The organism is Sphingobium sp. AP50, assembly GCF_900109095.1.
Lineage (GTDB): Bacteria > Pseudomonadota > Alphaproteobacteria > Sphingomonadales > Sphingomonadaceae > Sphingobium.
Map to the genome: position 1 here is coordinate 396,782 of NZ_FNYZ01000002.1, position 15,383 is coordinate 412,164.

Below are 15,383 nucleotides of genomic sequence, written 5' to 3' on the forward strand. Positions count from 1 at the left end.
TGGGGATGCAGAAGAAAAAGCCCCCCACGATCAAGGAGGTCGCCGCCCGCGCCGGTGTGTCGATCATGACCGCGTCGCGCGCGATCAACGGCAAGGCGCTGGTCAGTGCCAAGGCGCAGCGGGCGGTGGAACTGGCGGTCAAGGAACTGGGCTATATCCCCAATGCCTCCGCGCGGGCGCTGGCCGGCAGCGCGCAGCACCGGGTCGCCCTGTTGCACAGCAACAGCACGACATCAGCCTATCTGGGTGAATTGCTGCTGGGCGCGCTCAGCGAAGCGCCGCAGCGGCACCTGCATCTGGTGGTCGAGCAATGCGCGCCGGGCGCCTTCGCGCAGGAAATCGTCGATCAGGTGGCCCATGGCCATGTGGCGGGCGTGATCCTGCCGCCGCCGCTGTGCGACTGGGCGGAACTGATCGAGGCGCTGCGGGCGCGCGACATCGCCATCGTCGCGATCGCGCCGGACCATGACGGGCCGGAGATGCTGACCGTGGGCACGGACGACCGCCATGCCGCCTATGATTTGACCCGGCACCTGATCGAACTGGGGCATCAGCGGATCGGCTTTATCGAGGGCAATCCCCGCCACCGGTCGAGCGCGCGGCGATTGCAGGGGTTTCGCGATGCGCTGATCCATCATGGGCTGGAACTGGACGAGCATCTGATCGTGCCGGGCGACTATAGCTATCGGTCGGGGCTGGATGCGGCGGAGCAGCTGATGGGGCTGGAGGCGCGGCCGACCGCTATCTTCGCCTGCAATGACGATATGGCCGCCGCCGCGATCACCGTAGCGCATCAGCGGCGGATCAACGTGCCGGCGGAAATCAGCATTTGCGGTTTTGACGATACGCCGCTGGCGGCCGCGATCTGGCCGGCGCTGACCACCATCCGTCAGCCGATCCGCGACATGAGCCGGAAGGCGATCGGCCTGCTGGCGATGCGGTTCCGCAACCGGGATGATGGCGCGGGCGACATTATCGGCAAGGTGAAGCTGGATTATCAGCTGATCCGGCGCCAGTCGGACGCGGTGCCGGCGCGACATTGATCAGTTAAAGGAACCCCACCTGCCGCAGCCAGGCTTCGCACAGCCGGGGCCAGAGCGACACCGGCAGGTCCGGTGTGTCGAGCGCAAAGCCGTGCGGGGCGTCGGCGAAGATATGGAGTTCGGGGCTGGCGCCTGCGGCCTTCAGCGCATCGTGCAGGCGATGGGCGTTGGCCACCGGCACGACCGGGTCATTACCGGCATAGATGATGAAGGTTGGCGGCGGGTCGGGCAGAAGCTGGGCGTCGGGCTGGAGCGCGTCGTAGAGGGCCTGCTTTTCCAGCGGTGGCAAGGGCGGCTTGTCGGCGATGATCGTCCGCCCCTTTGCATTGGTGGAGATGGGCGCGTAGCCGACCACCAGCAGGTCCGGCCGTTGCGGCTGGACCGTGCCCCATTGCGCAGGATAGTCGGCGATCAGGCAGGCGGCGAGATGGCCGCCGGAGGACAGGCCCACCACGCCCAGCCCCTTTTCCGCCAGACCGCTGGCGCGGATCATTGCCATCGCCGCCAGCGCATCGTCCAGCGGCGCGGATGGGCCGGTGGCTGCACGGGGGAAGCGGTGGATCAGGACGAAGGCATGATAGCCGAGCGCGGTCAGCCAGCGGGCGACCTGTATCCCCTCCCGCCCCGCCATCAGCGCGGTATAGCCGCCGCCGCCGAGGATCAGCATGGCGCGGCCATTAGGCGTTTCGGGCGCATAGCCGAGCAGCACCGGGCGATCGACGGCGGTGACGACCGCCTGTTCGGGCGCTGCCGCCGCATCCTCCAGCGTGAAGGCGCCCGTTGGCGCGCCATGCAACGGCCAGACCAGATCAGCAGCCAGCATCTTGCGCCTCCATCGGGCAGCCATGGGTGGGATAGGCCTCGCCATCCAACTCGACCGCTTCGCGCATGATTTCCAGCCGGTCGCCCGCGTCGCGCATCTCGTAGAATTTCGCCAGCGCGCGCTTGAACGGGCGGTGCAGCACCAGCATCAGCCGCCCGTCGAAGGTGCGGAAGAGCATGCCATGGCCGCTATCCTGCTCGACCAGCGGGCCAAGCTGTTCCCATGGGCCGGCCAGCGTCCCGCTTTTCGAGCGTGCCTGTGCCTGAACATAGCCGCCCTTGCCCCAGCTGGACCAGAGCATCAGCAGGGTGCCGGTCTTGGTGCGGAAGAGTTCGGGGCCGTCAGTGACATAGCCGGTGTCGCCTTCGGGCTGTTTCTGGCCGACGACCCAGTCGGCTTCATTGGCGCGGAACAGCAATTGGGGCGGTCCGGCCGGAGAGAAGTCGTCCTTGAGCGGCAGCGCCTCGATCGTGCCGGCGCCCATCTGCATCCATTCATGGGCATAGACCATCCACGGCCGGCCCGCAGGATCGACATGGAGGGTACCGTCGAGGGTCATATCGCCGGATGGCGTGACGGGTTCGCCGTTGTGGATCAGTGTGTAGGGGCCATCGACCCGGTCGGCCACCGCCAGCAGGGTCGCGCGCCGATAGAGCGGACGCTTGCCGGTGGTGGCGATCAGCGCCTTGTCATTGTGAAAGGTCGCGAACAGATAGTAGCGGCCCTTCCACTGATGGACTTCGGGCGCCCAGCCGCCGTCATTGGCCCAATTGCCTTCAGGTAGCGCGAAGACCAGCTTTGGTTTGCGCCAATGGGCAAGGTCGGTGCTGGCATAGGCCATGATGCCGAACCGCTTGTCGCCCGTTACCGCCGGATCATTTTTCGAAAAGAGCCAGTAGGTTTTGGCTCTCTCCTCCGCGACGACGAAGGGATCGTGAATGCGCAGGTGCGATGTCAGCAGCGGCGCATCGGCCGCCGCTGCCGGGGCGGAGAGCGCCAGCAGCAACGCGGCGAGTAGCCTCCCCATCACACCGCCAGCCGGTTGCCATAGCCGATGATGATGGTGGCGAAGACCAGCAGGCCGACGCCGGTCCAGACCATGCGGCGGACGGCGGGGGCGGCATCCTTCCACTCCCTGAAGGCGAAGCCCCAGAGGGTGCCGAAGATGATGATCGAGGCCATGTGGAGCGTCCAGCTGGAGAAGCCGAAGCGGCCCATCTGACTCTCTCCCATGGTGTAGAAGAAGAACTGGAAATACCAGGCGGTGCCGGCAAGCGCGCAGAGGAGGAAGTTGGGCAGCAGTTTCGGGCGCTGGCCCGATGCGTCGGGCGCGCCGATCCACTGCCCGGCCGACCGGTTCTTCACGATCAGCCAGGTGCACCAGAGCGCGTTTGTGATGAGGCCGCCGAACATGACGATGCACAAGGTGGGCAGGCCGACCCAGAGCGGGCCGGTGCCCGCCGCGCGGCTGAGTTCATTCACCGGCTGTCCCGCCGCCAGACCGAAGGCGAAGCAGGAGGACATGATGCCGGAGAAGATGGCGACAGCGATGCCTTTTTTGAAATCGAATTCGGCGACGGCGGCGGCCTTTTGTTCGGCCGACAGCGCTTCATCCTTGCGCGCGCCGGCCATGGCGACGACGATGATGCCCAGCAGAGTGACGGCAAGGCCGAGGAGGACGATCTGGCCATGGGTCGTGCCGGCAATCTCCGTCATGAACGTCCCGTCGAAGATCGGCGGGATCAGCGTACCGAAGACGGTGCACAGGCCCAGCACCACCGCCATGCCGAGCGAAAGGCCGAGATAGCGCATGGTCAGGCCATAGGTCAGGCCGCCAAAACCCCAGAGAAAACCGAAGAAGACGCACCAGCCAACGACCGAGGATGGCACCTGCCGCATCACGCCCATCAGGTCATGGGTCTGGATCGAGGCGAAGAACCAGGGCGCGACCACCCAGGAGAAGAGGCCGCCGGTGATCCAGAAAATCTCCCAGTTCCAGCGTTTGACGCCGCGAAAGGGGACATAGAAGCTGGCCGAGGCAAGGCCGCCCAGCCAGTGGAACAGCACGCCGAGCAGAGGATTGGCGATCATAGGTCGAGTCCCAGACGATAGAGGCGGTTGGCATTGCCGGCGAAGAGGGCGCGGCGATCGGCTTGCGCGAAGTCCGCGGCGATGGCGTGGTAGGATTCCATGTAACGGTCGATGGGGCCGAACAGCTTGTCGGTCGGCGTGTCGCTGGCGAAGGCGCAGCGCTCCACGCTGAACAGGTCGATCGCCTCGCGGACCAGCGGTTCGATCGTCTCGCGGGTCCAGTCGCGGCGGATGAAGCCCATGCCCGACAGCTTGACCGCGACATGGGGCAGCGCGGCGAGCGCCTTCATGCCCCGGCGCCAGTCATCAAGGCCATCGGCATCGGTCAGCACCGGCATGCCCATATGGTTGATGATGACCGGGATATCGGGATGACGGGCGATCAGTGCGGCGAGGCCGGGCATCTGACCCGGATAGCATTGCAGGTCGAAGGACAGGCCGTGCTTGGCGAGCAGCGCGTAGCCCGCCTGCCATTGCGGATCGACGGTCAGGTCGGCGGGCGTGTAGCTGCGCTTCGGGTCGGCATGCCAGTTGATGATATGGCGGATGCCCTTGACGCGGGGATGGGCGGCCTGTGCGGTCAGCAGCGCGTCGACGTCCGGATCATTGAGCGCTGCGAAGGCGACGAGGCCGGTAGGAAGACCCTCCACGGCGGCGAGGCCGTCGAGCCATTGGGTTTCGTGCAGTGCGCTCTCCGCTGGCGCACCGGCATCGACATGGACCGCGCCCACCACATTCCAGCGGGCGAGGTCGGCGCGATAGTGGGCGACGCCATAATCCTGGGCGATCGGCTCCACGCTGCCGTTCGGCCCATCATCCGAAAAGGGCGGGCTGAGCCAGTCGTAGCGGATATGCGTGAGATCCCACAAATGGATATGGGCATCGACAAAGGGGATCATGCAATCCTCTCCCATAGTGAAAATGCAGCGCTCCGGCTCTTTTGGCCGGTCGCGCCGCGCAACTTTACTTTAGAAGGTGGTGCGGCCGCCCGACGTGTCGAAGGTCGACGCGGTGGTGAAGCTGCATTCTTCGCTGGCCATGAAGCAGACCATAGCGGCCGATTCCTCGATCAGGCCAAGGCGGCCCATCGGGATTTTCGAGCGCATATAGTCGACCTGGCTCTGGGGAAGCTGGGCGAGGATCGGGCTTTCGAAGGTGGCGGGGGTCAGCGCATTGGCGATGACGCCCTTGCCGGCCAGTTCCTTGCCGAGGCTCTTGGTGAAGCCGATCACGCCCGCCTTGCTGGCCGAATAGGCGCTGGCGTTGGGATTGCCTTCCTTGCCCGCGACGGAGGCGAGGTTGACGATCCGGCCATAGCCGTTTTCGAGGAGGAAGGGCACGACTTCCCGGTTGCAGTAGAAGAGGCCGTTGAGGTTGATGTCGATCACCCGCTGGAAACTGTCCACCGGATAGTCCCACACCGTGGCGGTCGCGCCGGTGATGCCGGCCGAGCAGATCAGGATATCGACCTTGCCTAGCGCCGCGGCCGTTTCCTTCGCGGCAGCGGCGACGGCGGCATAGTCGGACACGTCGAGTGCGACGACATGGGCGGCGCCGACTTCCTCTTTCGTCGCGGCGAGCGCTTCGGGATTGAGATCCCACAGCGCCACCTGACCGCCTTCGGCAACGATGCGCGCGGCAACCTGCTTGCCCAGGCCCGACGCGCCGCCGGTTATGATCGCGTTACGGCCCGCGAAACGGCCCGCATAGACGCTCATCCGAGCACCACGTCGCCGAGGTGACGCCATTCGGAGACATTCTGCGTCTGGGTGCCCAGCTTTTCGATGCCCAGTTCCATGACGTCGCCGGCCTTCAAGTAGATGGCATTGGGCTTCTTGCCCTCGCCCACGCCCGGCGGGGTGCCGGTGATCATCAGGTCGCCCGGATAAAGGGTGATATATTCGCTGACATAGGAGATGAGCTGGGCGACGTTGAAGATCATCGTCTTCGTGTTGCCGGTCTGCATCCGCTCGCCATTGACGTTCAGATACATGTCGAGATTCTGCGGATCGCCGACTTCGTCCGCCGTAACCAGCCAGGGGCCGACCGGGCAGAAAGTGTCGTGGCCCTTGCCCTTGCTCCACTGGGTGCCGCGCTGCTTCTGGTTGAAGCGTTCCGACACGTCGTTGACGAGGGTGTAGCCCGCGACCTTCGACAGGGCGTCTTCTTCGCTGACGAAGCGGCAGGTTTCGCCGATGACGACGCCCAGTTCGACTTCCCAGTCGCCATGGGTCGAATTCTTCGGCAGCACGACTTCGTCATTCGGGCCGTTGAGCGAGGACAGCGCCTTCATGAACATCATCGGTTCGGTGGGGATCGGGAGGTTCGATTCGATCGCATGATCCTCATAATTGAGGCCGATGGCGACGATCTTGCCGATGCCCTTGACCGGCACGCCATAGCGCGGTTCGCCGTCGACGACGGGGAGCGAGGCGATGTCGGCGGTCTTGGCAGCGGCGAGGCTTTCGATGGTCAGGTCGGACACGACGCCCGACAGGTCGCGGATATTGCCGTCGGCATCGATGACGCCGGGCTTTTCCTGGCCACGCTGGCCGAAACGAACGAATTTCATGGGGTCAGTCTCTCTGTCAGATCAGTGGGTATAGGGGCGGTGCATATTGATGTCGGGGTTGAGGTCGACGCCAAAGCCCGGCTTGTCGAGCGCGGTCACCTTCAGGCGGCCATTTTCCGGCACCGGCTCGCCCAGCAATTGCGGGTGGAACATCGGCACCACTTCCGTCGGTCCGGGGTGCATCATCAGGAATTCGGCGAAGGGCGAGTTGTGGCGGGTGATGACGAAATGATAGCTGTAGACGGACGAGCCATGGGGCACGACCATCTTGCCATGGGCGTCGGCCAGCGCGCTGATCTTGAGCAATTCGGTCACGCCGCCGCACCAGCCGACATCGGGCTGGATGATGTCACAGCAGTCCATTTCCAGCAGCATGCGGAAGCCCCAGCGGGTCGCTTCATGCTCACCGGTGGTGACGAGCATGCCCTTGGGCACGTTGCGCTTGAGCTGTTGATAGCCCCAATAATCGTCCGGGCTGATCGCTTCCTCGATCCATTTGAGGCCGAGTTCATGGGCGGCGATGGCAAGGCGGGTGGCATAGTCGACGTCCAGCGCCATCCAGCAGTCCCACATCAGCCAGAAATCGTCACCGACCTTCGACCGCATGTCGGCCAGTTCGGCGATGTTCTTCTTGAGGCCCTCGACACCTTCGGCCGGGCCGTGGTGCAGCGCCATCTTGCCGCCGATGAAGCCGAATTCCTTCGCCTTGTCGGGACGTGCGCCGGTGGCGTAGAATTGCAGTTCGTCGCGCACCGCGCCGCCCAGCAGATGATAGACCGGCTCCTGCCGCAGCTTGCCGAGCAGATCCCAGAGCGCGAGGTCGACGCCGGAAATGGCGTTGATGACCAGCCCCTTGCGCCCATAATATTGGGTCGAGAAGTACATCTGGTCCCAGATTTTCTCGTAATCCGTGGGCGAGCGCCCTTCGAGGAAGCGGGCGAGATGCTTTTCCACGATATAGGCCGCCGGTTCGCCACCGGTCGTCACAGCGAAGCCGACGGTGCCATCCTCCGCCTCGATCTCCACCACCAACGTGCCCAGCACATTGATGCCGAAGCTCTGCCGCGACTGGCGATATTCGGGATATTTCGACATGGGCGTGGCGATATGGTCGTCGATCCAGTGGCCTTCGCCCTGGTCATGATAGTCGGCACCACCGCCGCGCACGGTAAAGGCGCGGACATGCTTGATCTTCGGCAACGTCACGATCGGCACGCGAAAACTCCCCGGATCACGCCAGCCGTCCAAAATATGGGACGATCTGGCCAAAACTTCCAATATATGGCCAAAATGGGCATAAAGTCGGGCGATGGGGAGATTGGACTGATCGGAAGAATCATGTCCGGCCTCTCCTTGACCCTTGTTTTTCTCATTTTGTGGGATAGAGTATTAGTAGATGAGACAGAATGCGTCAAACCCGGAATCGGGAGAGCGAGAGGAAAAGTCGAAAGTGCAGGGATCGCAGACCCTGCAACGCGGACTGGACCTGCTCGACCAGGTCATCGACGGGCCGATCAAGCTCGCCGACCTGTCGGCGCGCATGGGGCTGACGCGATCGACCACGCATCGGCTGGCCAATGCGCTGGTGGAGCGTGGTTTCCTGATCTTCCTGCCGCGCGAGGGCTATCAGCTTGGCCCCAAGCTGTTGCAGCTTGGCTTTCTGGCGCAGAGTCAGGCGGATGTCGTGCAGATCGCCCGGCCGCATCTGGAAGCGCTGGCGACGCTGAGCGAGGATACGGTGCATCTGGGCCGGCTGGATGGCGATCAGGCGCTGTATCTGGACAAGATCGCCGGGCGGCGCCGCGTCGACATTTCCAGCCGGATCGGCGACCGGCATCCGCTGACGTCGACCGGGCTGGGCAAGGCGCTGATGCTGGACGATCCGGAGGCGAAATGGACGCGCCTGCTGGAGGCCGAGCGCGAGGCGGGCACCCATAATGCCGATAGCGCCACCTGGCTGGAGCGGATGCGCGGTTATGTGCGCGACGGCCGATCCTTCGACCTTGAGGAGAATGAGGACCAAATTCGCTGTGTCGCCGCGCCCGTGCGTGATGCCTCCGGCGCGATCGTCGCCGCCATCAGCCTGTCGAGTGCGGCGCAATATATGGATGACGAGCGCATGGCCGCCCTGAGCGGCGAGGTGCGCGACACTGCACAGAAGATCAGCGCGGATCTGGGCTGGACCCCGGCCGTGAAACCATCCCGGCGCCCCGCGCGGCGCTAAACGCAAGGAAGAGCGATCCCATGAAGCTGCTTGAAGGCAAGACCGTCCTCGTCACCGGCGCATCCACCGGCATCGGCCGCGCCGCCGCCATCGGTGCGGCGCAGCATGGCGCCGATGTCGCGATCAACTATGCCCATAGCGACGGCCCTGCGCAGAGCTGCGTCGCGGAGATCGAGGCGCTGGGCCAGCGGGCCATTGCGGTAAAGGGCGATGTCGCCGACCCGCAGACCGCGCAGGACTTTGTGGGCAAGGCGGTCGAGGCGTTCGGCAAGGTCGACGTGATGGTGAGCAATGCGGGCATCTGCCCCTTCCACGCCTTCCTCGACATGCCGGTCGATGTGGTGGAGCGCACCTTCAAGGTGAATCTGCATGGCGCCTATTTCATGGTGCAGGCGGCCGCGCAGCAGATGGTGAAACAGGGGCATGGCGGATCGATCGTCGCCGTATCCTCCATTTCCGCGCTGGTCGGCGGGGAATATCAGACGCATTACACCCCGACCAAGGCGGGGGTGCATTCGCTGATGCAGTCCACAGCGATCGCGCTGGGCAAGCATGGCATTCGCTGCAACAGCGTGCTGCCGGGCACCATCCTGACCGAGATCAACAAGGATGATCTGGCCGATGTCGAGAAGCGCCAATATATGGAAGCCCGCACGCCGCTCGGCCGTCTGGGCCAGCCGGAGGATCTGGCCGGGCCGATCGTCTTCCTGGCGTCCGACATGGCGGCCTATGTCACCGGCGCCGCGTTGCTGGTGGACGGCGGCATGTATGTGAATTTGCAGTAGTTCTTGCAACAGCGTCATTCCCGTGCAGGCGGGAATGACGGACAATGGAATGTGCCGATGAGGATCGCCCCGAAGATTGCCGCTATGGCCGCAGCCTTGTTTGCTGTCACATCGGCGCATGCCACGCGGCCGGGCGACACGATCCTGATTGCCAGCGATTCCACCGCTGCCAGCTATGCCCCAGATCGCTATCCCCAGACCGGTTGGGGGCAGATGCTGGCTTGCGGGTTGCAGCCGGACGTGCGGGTGATCAACCATGCGATGGGCGGGCGATCGACCCGCAGCTTTCTGGCGGAGGGGCGATGGGACCGGCTGCTGGCGGACATGCTGCCGGGCGACACGGTGCTGATCCAGTTCGGCCATAATGATCAGGCGCGGGGCAAGCCCGAACGTTGGGCACCTGCGCAGACCGACTATCGCAACAACCTGATGCGCTTCATCTGGGATGTGCGGACGGCGGGCGGCATTCCGGTGCTGGTGACGCCAGTCGCGCGGCGCAACTTCGGCGCAGATGGCAAGGCTGTTGCCGATTATCCGGCATGGTCGGGGGTGATGCGCGATCTGGCCGCGGGACTGCATGTGCCACTGATCGATCTGGAGGCGCGATCGCGGGTCTGGCTCGACCGGGCGGGGCCGGAAGCGTCGAAGGCGCTCTACCTCCATTATCGCGCGCAGGACGGGATCGCCGCTTTCCCCAAGGGGATAGACGATAATACGCATTTCAGCGAATTGGGCGCGCGGCAGGTTGCGAATCTGGTGGCGGAGGGCCTGTCGACGCTGGACCTGCCGGTTTCGCGCAAGGTGCTGGCGCAGCGGCCGGACCTGACCCTCACCACGCCATTGGGGAGCACGAGATGCCGATGATCGATCGCCGCAGCCTGATCGCCGGAACGGTGGCGAGCGCCGCCATGGCCGGCCCTGTTCTGGGGCAGACTATCAATAACGGCCCCTTCCCGCTGCCCGCCGGGTTCGAGCGCTTCCCGATCTGGCCGGGCAAGGCGCCGGGCGGCGAGCATGTGAGCGTGCAGGAAGTGGAGACGCTGCGCCGCCCGGACAGCGGGCCGGACGACGGCGTCTTCGCCCATGTGGTGACGCCGACGCTGACGCTGTTGCGCCCGGCATCGGTGGGGGCCAGGCCGAATGGCGCGGCGATGCTGCTGATCCCCGGCGGCGGCTATAGCCGGGTCGCCATCGGCCATGAGGGGTATAATATCGCCCGGCGGCTGGCGGCGGCTGGCTATGCCTGTTTTTCGCTGCTCTATCGCCTGCCGGGCGATGGCTGGGCGGCGGGAGCCGAGGCGCCGTTGCAGGATGCGCAGCGCGCTTTGCGGATGGTCCGTGCCCTCGCCCCGCGCGAACATTATGATGCGAACCGGGTCGGCGTGATGGGCTTTTCAGCGGGCGGGCATCTGGCCGCTTGGCTGACCAGCCGCGCGCCGATGGAAACCTATCAGCCGATCGATGCGGCCGACCGGGAGCCGATCAAAGCGGCGGTCGCGGCCTATCTCTATCCGGTGATCCAGATGGAAGGGCCGTTCGTCCATGCCGGATCGCGCACCCAGTTGCTGGGGCCGAATCCCACGGCGGAACGGATGCGCGCTTACTCGCTGGATCAGGATGTGAGTGCGGAAACGCCACCGGTCTTTCTGGCCCATGCGATCGATGATCCGGCCGTGCCGGTCGAAAACAGTCTGGCGATGCTGGCGGCACTGCGCGCGCGCAAGATTCCGGCCGAATGCCATTTGTTCGAAAATGGCGGCCATGGTTTTGGGCTGGTGGCCCCGCCCGCCGCGCCAGCGCCCTGGCCCGACCTGTTCCTCCAATTTGCGAAACGCCATATAGCATGACCAAGAGTGTCGCCCTGTTCGTTACCTGCCTGGTCGATATGATGCGGCCGCGCATCGGCTTTGCCGCGATCCGCGCGCTGGAGGCGGCGGGGTGCGAGGTGGTCGTGCCGGAGGGGCAGACCTGTTGCGGCCAGCCTGCGCTCAACAGCGGCGACCGGGACCACGCCATGATGCTGGCGAAGCAGACGATCGCGGCGCTGGAACCTTATGAAGCGGTGGTCGTGCCGTCGGGGTCGTGCGCGGGGACGATCCGCTGCCATTATCCCGAAATTTTCGAGCATGATCCCCTATGGCTGGCGCGGGCGCAGGCGGTGGCGGGCAAAACGTTCGAGGTCATGGCCTATCTGGACGAAGTACTGAGGTGGAAACCCGAAGGCGTGAGCGTGGACGCCAGAGCGACCTATCATGACAGTTGTTCGGGGCTTCGCGAACTGGGCATCAAGGCGCAGCCACGCCGGTTGCTGAAGGCGATTGACGGGCTGACCTTTGCATCGTTGCAGGGCGAAGAGACGTGCTGCGGCTTTGGTGGCACTTTCTGCGTCAAATATCCCGCCATTTCCAACGCGATCGTCGGCGAGAAGGCGGATGCGATCGACGCAACCGGCGCGGACCTGCTGCTGGCGGGCGATCTGGGATGCCTGATGAACATGGCAGGCAAGCTCAATCGTAAGGGAAGCAAGGCGCGCGCCTATCATGCGATCGAACTGATCGCTGGCATGGCGGATGGCCCCGCGATCGGGGAAGAGGCATGAGCGGCTTCAAGGCGCGGGCCGACACGGCGCTGGCCGACCGCATATTGAAGGTGGCGGTCGAGCGGACGGCGGGGACGGCGGAAGCCAAGCGGGCGGTCGCGGTCGACGCCTTCCCGGATTTCGAGGCGGCGCGGGATCGGGCGGCAGCGATCAAGGATCATGTCGTCGCGCATCTGGGCGCCTATCTGGAACAGTTTGAAGCGAGCGCGACCGCCGCCGGGGCCAAGGTCCATTGGGCCAGCACGGCGGACGAAGCCTGCCGGATCGTCATCGACATCTGCAAGGCGGCAGGCGCGAAGAGCGTTGCGCGGTCCAAATCGATGCTGGGCGAGGAGATCGGCCTGCCCCATGCGCTGGCCGAAGCCGGGATCGGCCGGGTCGAGACGGATCTGGCGGAACATATCATCCAACTGGCCGACGAGCGGCCGTCGCACATCATCTGGCCGGCGATGCACAAGACGCGCGAGCAGGTGTCGGCGCTGTTCAAGGCGAAGCATCGCAGCCCGCATGAGGAAGAGACGATCGCCGCCATGGCGGAAAGCGCCCGGCGGGAATTGCGCACGCAGATGCTGGGCGCGGATGTGGGCATATCGGGCGCCAATTTCCTGATCGCCGACACGGGCGCGGTCTGCACCGTCACCAATGAAGGCAATGCCGAATTGTCGCTGGTGCCGCCGCGCGTCCACATCGTGACGGCGGGGATCGAGAAGATCGTGCCCAGCATGCCGCACGCCATCCATATGCTGCGGATGCTGGCCCGGTCCGCCACGGGCGCAGCGCTGACCCAATATACGACCTTCTATACCGGGCCGAAGCGGGCGGGCGACCGGGACGGGCCGGAAGAAATGCATATCGTGCTGGTCGACAATGGACGCACGAAGATGCGCGAGGAAGGGCTGGCCGAAATGCTGCGCTGCATCCGCTGCGGCGCGTGCATGAACCATTGCGTGGTGTTTCGCCAGATTGGCGGCCATGCCTATGGCGGCACCTATCCGGGGCCGATGGGCGCGGTGCTGACCCCCGCTTTCGACGGGTTGAAGCCGAGCCGCGACCTGCCCAATGCCTGCACGCTCAATGGCAAATGTCAGGAAGTGTGCCCGGTGCGGATTCCGCTGCCCACCTTGCTACGCGGCTGGCGCGAGAAGAGCTGGCGCGAGGGGCTGGAGCCGACATCAATGCGGGCGGGCCTGAGCCTGTGGGCCTGGGTCGCGACCCGGCCGCGCCTTTATCGGCTGGGGACGGGGATGGCGGTGCGGGCGATGCGGATGCTGGGCCGGAAAGGCTGGATCGACAAGCTGCCGCTGGCGGGCGGCTGGACCCGTTATCGCGACATGCCCAAGCCTGCCGCTCGCACGTTCATGGAGCAATATAAGAAGGAGCGCCGTTCGTGAGCGCCCGCGACACGATCTTCGCCCGGTTGAAGGGGGATGCGCCGAGCAAGGCGGAAGCCGATGCCCTGCTGATCGCGCCGGAGCGGCCGAGGGTGGACGAAGCGGCGCTGGAGGCGGAGTTTCTGGCGCGCCTTGCCCTGCCGAGCATCAGCGCGACCCATGACGTCATAGACGATATGGCGCAGTTACCAGCGGCGGTCGCCCGCTATCTGGAGAGCCAGAATGAAGCGCTGACGCTGTGCATACCGCCCGATCCACGGCTGGTGGCCTGCGACTGGCAGGGCTTCACCCTGCACGATCGGGCGGCGCCCGACGAAGCCGCCGCCATCGCCATCGCGCGGCGGGGCATTGCCGAAAGCGGATCGCTGATCTTCGAAACCGGGCCGACGGCGCCGATGCTGCCCAATTTCCTGGCGCTGCATCATATCGTCCTGCTGCGGGTGGGCGATATCGTGCCTTATCTGGAGGATGCCCCCCTGCCCGGCGTGCAGCCGCGCGCGCATTACTGGATCACCGGCGTATCGGGCACCACGGATATTGAGGGCACCTATGTTCGCGGCGCCCATGGTCCGCGCTTCCTGCATGTCCTGTTGCTGCGGCAATGATAACCGCATGTAGGAACATTAGTCCACATTACGGGAAAATAGGCTTGCATTCGATCCACGCTCCGGTATAAGCTGCAGCAAAAGCGGCAACGGAGACGCCTGATGTTCGAGAAGACCTATTATGCGACGCATCCCGACATGATGGAGTGCGTGTCGAACGAGGAGTTGCGGGATCGCTATCTGATCGGGGGTCTGTTCCGCGACGGGGAATGCGTGCTGAACTATACCCATGCCGAGCGGTTCGTGATTGGCGGCGTGGCGGTGGTGGACGCGCCGGTGGCGCTGCCGGCGCAGACTGAACCCGCTTCGGCAGCGGGCCATCCCTTTCTGGAGCGGCGCGAACTGGCGGTCGTCAATGTCTCGGGCGTGGAAGGGACGGTCACGGTCGATGGCGAAGTCTTCACGCTGGGCAACAAGGATTGCCTTTATGTGACGATGGGGGCGAAGGAGGTACTCTTCGCTGGCGCCGGTGCGCGCTTCTATCTGGCCTCCTGCCCGGCGCATAAGGGCTTTCAGACACGCAAGCTGGGCATTGCCGACGCCAATGCGCTGGAGCGCGGGTCGCTGGAAGAGTCGAACGAGCGGACCATCTATCAGCTGGTGATCCCCGGCGTGTGCGACAGCGCGCAGCTGGTGATGGGACTTACGGTGCTGAAGCCCGGTTCGGTATGGAACACCATGCCCCCGCATATCCATGAGCGGCGCAGCGAGATTTATTTCTATTTCGAGCTGGATGGCCCGGCCGACCGCGTCTTCCATTATATGGGCGAGGGTGAGGCGATGCGCCATATCGTCATGGCCAATGAGGAGGCCGTGATCTCGCCGCCCTGGTCGGTGCATATGGGGTCGGGCACCAAGGCCTATGCCTTCATCTGGGCGATGGCGGGCGAAAATCAGGATTATACCGACATGAATGTGCTGGATATCTGCCAGTTGGCGTAATCCGCACGCACTTTCCCCCTTATCGTCATTCCCGCGCAGGCGGGAAACCCTCTCTCGACCTTGCGCCCGACTTGAAGGGCAGAAGATGGGTCCCCGCTTTCGCGGGGATGACGCGGAGAATAGCTGATGACCAATATCTTCGATCTGACCGGCAGGTATGCGATCGTTACCGGGGCCAATACCGGCATCGGGCAGGCGATCGCGCTGTCGCTGGCCAGCGCGGGAGCCGACATTGCGGCTGTGGGCCGCACTCCGGCGCAGGAGACTGTCGAGAAGGTGCGGGCGCTGGGCCGCAAGGCTGAGATCGT

The 15,383-nt window shown here is 64.8% G+C and carries 17 protein-coding genes; 10 read left to right on the forward strand and 7 right to left on the reverse strand.

All coding sequences use genetic code 11. The features are described 5' to 3' along the window. Positions 1-5 precede the first annotated feature (5 nt). Positions 6-1,043, forward strand: coding sequence for a LacI family DNA-binding transcriptional regulator (locus BMY84_RS07850; protein WP_093082801.1), 1,038 nt, complete (start codon positions 6-8; stop codon positions 1,041-1,043). Between the two features lie 4 nt (positions 1,044-1,047). Here BMY84_RS07850 and BMY84_RS07855 read toward each other — a convergent pair whose 3' ends face one another. The 7 genes from BMY84_RS07855 to rhmD all read right to left on the reverse strand — a co-directional run bounded on the left by BMY84_RS07855 (position 1,048) and on the right by rhmD (position 7,735). After that, complete coding sequence (locus tag BMY84_RS07855; RefSeq protein ID WP_093082650.1) at positions 1,048-1,866, reverse strand: alpha/beta hydrolase; 819 nt, start codon at positions 1,864-1,866, stop codon at positions 1,048-1,050. Next, positions 1,853-2,893, reverse strand: a complete 1,041-nt coding sequence (locus BMY84_RS07860; protein ID WP_093082652.1) for a glycoside hydrolase family 43 protein — start codon at positions 2,891-2,893, stop codon at positions 1,853-1,855. The genes BMY84_RS07855 and BMY84_RS07860 overlap by 14 nt, the downstream gene beginning before the upstream one ends. Then, a complete protein-coding gene (rhaT, locus tag BMY84_RS07865; RefSeq protein WP_093082655.1) occupies positions 2,893-3,957 on the reverse strand; it encodes an L-rhamnose/proton symporter RhaT in 1,065 nt (354 codons plus the stop codon). The genes BMY84_RS07860 and rhaT overlap by 1 nt, the downstream gene beginning before the upstream one ends. After that, the gene (locus BMY84_RS07870; protein ID WP_093082657.1) at positions 3,954-4,856 is read right to left on the reverse strand and encodes an amidohydrolase family protein; all 903 of its coding nucleotides are present in this window, start codon (positions 4,854-4,856) and stop codon (positions 3,954-3,956) included. Before BMY84_RS07870 ends, rhaT begins: the two co-directional genes overlap by 4 nt. Positions 4,857-4,925: 69 nt before the next feature. Then, entirely contained in the window at positions 4,926-5,675 is a 750-nt protein-coding gene (locus BMY84_RS07875; protein WP_093082660.1) for an SDR family NAD(P)-dependent oxidoreductase, read from the reverse strand. Continuing rightward, on the reverse strand, positions 5,672-6,529 hold the full coding sequence (locus BMY84_RS07880; RefSeq protein ID WP_093082663.1) for a fumarylacetoacetate hydrolase family protein: 858 nt from the start codon (positions 6,527-6,529) through the stop codon (positions 5,672-5,674). Before BMY84_RS07880 ends, BMY84_RS07875 begins: the two co-directional genes overlap by 4 nt. 21 nt (positions 6,530-6,550) lie before the next feature. After that, positions 6,551-7,735 (reverse strand): L-rhamnonate dehydratase, encoded by a 1,185-nt coding sequence (gene rhmD / locus BMY84_RS07885; protein WP_093082804.1) that lies wholly within the window; start codon positions 7,733-7,735, stop codon positions 6,551-6,553. A 190-nt stretch (positions 7,736-7,925) separates the two neighbouring features. Here rhmD and BMY84_RS07890 point away from each other — a divergent pair, with 190 nt between their 5' ends. The 9 genes from BMY84_RS07890 to BMY84_RS07930 form a co-directional block, all read left to right on the forward strand. Beyond that, on the forward strand, positions 7,926-8,753 hold the full coding sequence (locus BMY84_RS07890) for an IclR family transcriptional regulator (protein WP_093082666.1): 828 nt from the start codon (positions 7,926-7,928) through the stop codon (positions 8,751-8,753). A gap of 20 nt (positions 8,754-8,773) precedes the next feature. Next, positions 8,774-9,538: an SDR family NAD(P)-dependent oxidoreductase gene (locus tag BMY84_RS07895; RefSeq protein WP_093082669.1), complete on the forward strand. Its 765-nt coding sequence runs from the start codon at positions 8,774-8,776 to the stop codon at positions 9,536-9,538. 57 nt (positions 9,539-9,595) lie between these two features. Further along, positions 9,596-10,402 carry a rhamnogalacturonan acetylesterase gene (locus BMY84_RS07900; RefSeq protein WP_093082672.1) on the forward strand — a complete coding sequence of 269 codons (807 nt, stop codon included), beginning with the start codon at positions 9,596-9,598 and terminating at the stop codon, positions 10,400-10,402. Further along, positions 10,393-11,385: an alpha/beta hydrolase gene (locus BMY84_RS07905; protein ID WP_093082675.1), complete on the forward strand. Its 993-nt coding sequence runs from the start codon at positions 10,393-10,395 to the stop codon at positions 11,383-11,385. The genes BMY84_RS07900 and BMY84_RS07905 overlap by 10 nt, the downstream gene beginning before the upstream one ends. Continuing rightward, on the forward strand, positions 11,382-12,137 hold the full coding sequence (locus tag BMY84_RS07910; protein WP_093082677.1) for a (Fe-S)-binding protein: 756 nt from the start codon (positions 11,382-11,384) through the stop codon (positions 12,135-12,137). Before BMY84_RS07905 ends, BMY84_RS07910 begins: the two co-directional genes overlap by 4 nt. Next, positions 12,134-13,528: a lactate utilization protein B gene (locus tag BMY84_RS07915; protein WP_093082680.1), complete on the forward strand. Its 1,395-nt coding sequence runs from the start codon at positions 12,134-12,136 to the stop codon at positions 13,526-13,528. The genes BMY84_RS07910 and BMY84_RS07915 overlap by 4 nt, the downstream gene beginning before the upstream one ends. After that, the gene (locus tag BMY84_RS07920) at positions 13,525-14,133 is read left to right on the forward strand and encodes an LUD domain-containing protein (RefSeq protein ID WP_093082682.1); all 609 of its coding nucleotides are present in this window, start codon (positions 13,525-13,527) and stop codon (positions 14,131-14,133) included. Before BMY84_RS07915 ends, BMY84_RS07920 begins: the two co-directional genes overlap by 4 nt. A gap of 102 nt (positions 14,134-14,235) precedes the next feature. Next, positions 14,236-15,075 carry a 5-dehydro-4-deoxy-D-glucuronate isomerase gene (gene kduI / locus BMY84_RS07925; RefSeq protein ID WP_093082685.1) on the forward strand — a complete coding sequence of 280 codons (840 nt, stop codon included), beginning with the start codon at positions 14,236-14,238 and terminating at the stop codon, positions 15,073-15,075. 126 nt (positions 15,076-15,201) lie between these two features. Continuing rightward, a partial coding sequence (locus BMY84_RS07930; RefSeq protein ID WP_143075004.1) for an SDR family NAD(P)-dependent oxidoreductase occupies positions 15,202-15,383 on the forward strand: 182 nt, incomplete at its 3' end.